Origin of the sequence: Mesorhizobium ventifaucium (assembly GCF_935822925.1) — a bacterium.
Taxonomy (GTDB): Bacteria; Pseudomonadota; Alphaproteobacteria; order Rhizobiales; family Rhizobiaceae; genus Mesorhizobium; species Mesorhizobium ventifaucium.
In genome coordinates this window covers 2,250-6,488 of the sequence record NZ_CAKXZS010000020.1, presented here as the reverse complement: position 1 = coordinate 6,488, position 4,239 = coordinate 2,250, and the positions used below count along the sequence as shown (strand labels likewise).

Annotated in this window: 3 protein-coding genes; all 3 read left to right on the top strand. The window is 61.9% G+C overall.

The window, feature by feature from the left end:
* A partial coding sequence (locus NMG70_RS17060; protein ID WP_436798406.1) for an efflux RND transporter periplasmic adaptor subunit occupies positions 1-437 on the top strand: 437 nt, incomplete at its 5' end.
* Positions 437-3,538 carry an efflux RND transporter permease subunit gene (locus NMG70_RS17055; protein WP_301555161.1) on the top strand — a complete coding sequence of 1,034 codons (3,102 nt, stop codon included), beginning with the start codon at positions 437-439 and terminating at the stop codon, positions 3,536-3,538. The genes NMG70_RS17060 and NMG70_RS17055, both read left to right, overlap by 1 nt.
* Before the next feature lie 13 nt (positions 3,539-3,551).
* Positions 3,552-4,145: a Pycsar system effector family protein gene (locus NMG70_RS17050; RefSeq protein WP_254025624.1), complete on the top strand. Its 594-nt coding sequence runs from the start codon at positions 3,552-3,554 to the stop codon at positions 4,143-4,145.
* Positions 4,146-4,239 lie beyond the last annotated feature (94 nt).

Genomic DNA, 4,239 nt, shown 5'->3' with positions numbered 1-4,239 from the left:
TCGCCGGGGCAGAGCTCGGCATGGCGGTGAACGTTTCGATCCAGGGCCGGCCGGACGTCGCGGTCACCGGCAATATCCGCGAGATCTCCCCCGAGGCCGACAGCACGACCGGCACCTATCAGGTGAAGGTGGCACTGGCTTCGCCGCCGCCAGAGATGCGGCTGGGCGCAGTCGTCGTAGGTCGCGTCGAAAGCAAAGGAGGCCAGGAGGTCACCACGCTACCCCCGACCGCGCTGCTGCAGTCCGGAGACGAGCCGCAGGTCTGGGTGATTGGCGGTGACGGCAAGGTGCAGCGACGGAACGTCCAGCTGCTTCAATTCGATACAGACTCCGTCGTCGTCAGCCACGGGCTGTCGGCAGGAGAGAAGGTCGTGACCGCCGGCGTTAATTCGCTGGCAGACGGTGAGTTGGTGAACGCTGAGACGGAGGTCGAGTGATGACACGCTTCAATCTTTCGGAATGGGCCGTCCACAACAGGGCTATCGTCGTATTCCTCATGCTCGTCTGCGTCATCGGCGGCATCAGCGCTTACGAGAGGCTCGGCCGGCAGGAGGATCCGGATTTCACCGTGCAAACCATGGTGGTCCAGGCGGTTTGGCCCGGGGCCACCGCGGCCGATATGCTCACACAGGTGACCGACAGGCTCGAGAAGAAGCTCGAGGAGACTCCCCAGCTCGATTACATCAAGAGCTACACCAAACCCGGCCAGGCGACCATTTTCGTTTACCTCAAGGAGTCGACGCCCAAGCGCGAGCTCGACGACATCTGGTACCAGGTCCGCAAGAAGGTCAGTGACGTCCAGGCGACGCTTCCCCCTGGCGTGGTCGGCCCCTTCTTCAACGACGAGTTTGGCGACGTTTTCGGCATCATCTACGGGATCACCTTCGACGGCTTCACGCCTCGCGAGGCGCGCGACTTCGCCGAGACGGCGCGGACCGAGTTCCTGCGTTCGTCCGATGTCGGCAAGGTCGAGATTTTTGGTGACCAGGACGAAAAGGTCTATCTCAGCTTCTCACCCCAGAAGCTCGCCAATCTTAAGCTCAGCCTCGACGAAGTGCTGACGGCGATCGCGCGGCAGAACGCGGTTGTGCCCTCCGGCGTCATCAACACGCCGCACGAGAACATGCTTGTTGACGTTACCGGCTCCCTCCTGAAGCCCGAGAGCGTAGCCGGCCTCAATCTCTGGATCGATGGGCGCTTCTACAAACTCACCGACATCGCCAAAGTTCAGCGCGGCTACAGTGACCCGCCGACGAAGATGTTTCGCGTCAACGGCAAGCCGGCCATCGGTATCGGCGTGAACATGCGCGAGGGCGGCAACAACCTGGACTTTGGCGAAGGCCTGCACGAGGCGGCCGGGCGCCTGATGCAGCGCTTCCCCGTCGGCATTGAGCTCAACCTGGTTTCGGACCAGCCCGAGGTCGTGCGCGAAGCCATCGGTGAATTCACCAAGGCGCTGTTCGAGGCGATCGTCATCGTGCTCGCTGTCAGCTTCCTCAGCCTCGGCTTCAGGGCCGGGCTCGTGGTCGCCTTGTCGATCCCGCTGGTGCTCGCCATCGTCTTTATCGCCATGGATGCGATGGGCATCAGCCTGCAGCGCATCTCGCTCGGCGCGCTCATCATCGCGCTCGGCCTACTGGTCGATGATGCGATGATCACCATCGAAATGATGATTTCGAAGATCGAGGAAGGCATGGAAAAAGTTAAGGCGGCTACATTCGCCTATACTTCTACCGCCTTCCCCATGTTATCGGGAACTCTGATCACGATCCTCGGCTTCCTGCCAATAGGCTTCGCCGACAACAACACCGGACAGTATACGTTCTCGCTGTTTGCCGTCATTGCGGTTGCGCTCGTGGCCTCCTGGTTCGTGGCCGTGATCTTCGCGCCGGTAATCGGGCTGTCCTTGCTGCCTTCTCACATGAAGGCGCATGGCACTCATGGGCCGGGCCGCTTCATGCGCGCTTTCATTGGCTTGCTCGGCTTCAGCATGCGGTACCGCTGGCTCACCATCGCCGCCTCGCTTGCCGCCTTCGGCGCCTCCCTCTACGGCATGGGTTTCGTGCAGCAGCAGTTCTTCCCGGCGTCGAACCGGCCCGAGCTTGTGGTAACGATGACGCTGCCGAAGAATGCCTCGATCGCGGCGACCGAAACGGAGACGAAGCGGCTGGAAGAGACGCTTGCCAGCGACCCCGACATCGCCAGCTTCTCTTCCTATGTGGGCGGCGGCGCCATCCGCTTCTACCTGCCGCTCGACGTCCAACTCGACAACGACTTCATGGCGGAAACCGTGGTGGTGGCGAAGGACCTCGAGGCGCGGGACCGCGTTCAGGCGAAGCTCGAGACGCTGTTTGCCGACAGCTTCCCGAACGTGAGGGCCCGCATCTCGCGCCTGGAGCTCGGGCCGCCGGTCGGCTGGCCGGTGCAATACCGGGTGAGCGCGCCGACGACCGACGAAGCGAGGGAGCACGCGGAGGAACTCGCAAAGATACTGCGTTCATCCGGACTCGTGCGCAACGTCAACTACGACTGGGCTGAGAAGAACAAGGAACTGCGCATCGTGGTCGATCAGGATCGCGTGCGTCAGGCTGGCCTAAGCTCCGAACAGCTCGCCCAGGCGCTCGACCGCGTGCTCACCGGCTCGACGGTCACTCAGCTTCGCGACTCGATCTATCTGGTCGATGTCGTGGCCCGGGCCGAGAACAGCGAGCGCTCAAGCGTTGAGGCCTTACGCAATCTCCAGATCCCCACTCCGACAGGCGCCTCGGTGCCCCTGCGCGAACTTGCCGAGTTCCAGTATGATCTTGACGAGGGCTATGTCTGGCGTCGCGGCCGCCTGCCCACCATCACAGTCCAGGCGGAACCGTTGCCGAGGCTGCAGCCCGCCTCCGTTCACGAGCGACTCGCAGGCGCGATCGAAGAGTACACCAAGTCGCTGCCGGCCGGCACTCTGCTAGAAACCGGCGGCACGGTCGAGAAGAGCGGCCAAAGCAACGCCGCTCTGCTGGCCCAGTTTCCGCTGATGATCACGTTGATGCTGACCGTACTCATCGTGCAGCTCGGCAGCTTCCGCCAGATGGCGATGGTGATCAGCGTAGCGCCGCTCGGTCTCATCGGGGTCGCAATCGCGCTGCTGACCACGAGTACGCCTATGGGCTTCATCGCCATCCTCGGGATCATCGCGCTTGCAGGGATGATCATCCGCAACTCGGTGATCCTCGTCGATCAAATCGAGCATGAGCGGGCGCGTGGCATCGATCCCTGGAAGGCGGTGATCGACGCGACCACGCACAGGTTCCGGCCGATCATGCTGACCGCGGCTGCGGCCATCCTTGGCATGATCCCGATCATGCACGACGTGTTCTGGGGGCCGATGGCCTACGCCATTGTCGGCGGGCTCGCCGTCGCGACGGTGCTGACGCTCGTCTTCCTCCCGGCCCTTTATGTCGCCGTAAACGGCATTCGGGAAAAGCATGAACCGGCAGCAGCGCCTGACCCTGAGATGCTGCCGGCCCCCGCCTTCGCGCCGCAGCACTGACGGGGATACAGCCATGTCTGAGACGCCATCCCTCTTTGATCGCTTTGTTTCGCCCGATGCCTCGATGTACGCCGGACCAAGTGAGATCACACGCGACTATGCTGACAAGATGTTGCTCGCCGCGCTTCAGGAAGCACAAACTGTGGCGCGTTCCTACGACAACAAGGCGCAAATCGTTGGCGTGGGTTACATCCTCGCCCTCAACCTCGTGCTGCGCTTCGGCGATCTTTTGCCGACGCATGCGCCGATCGGGCCGCTGTTCTATGCGGTCGTTTGGGGGATCGTCATCATGCCGATTCTTCAGTTCGGCCAGGTGCTCTATCCGAGCCGGACACGCGCGGAGAGGGAATTCAATGGCAAGACGTCTCATGGTTCCAAGGTCCCACCGGTGTACTATGTCGACCCCAGCTACTTTGCCGATGTCCGTGATCTGATGCACCAGGCCTTGAGGTCGGACTGGACCTCTGTTCTGGCCACCGAGTTGCTGAAAACGTCACGCGTCAGGATCTTAAAGCAGGCACGCTTCCAACGCGGCCTGATGATGACGGTCGTGTCTTTCATCGTGCTGGGAAGCGAGCAGTTTCTTCGAAGTTTCGCGCTCGCCTGATGAGGAACATGGCAAATTTGAACGAGAGCATGATGCCACCGGTTGAGCTATGCAGCCGGAAAGCAGAGCAACCGATCTGTCCACCTTCCTACCA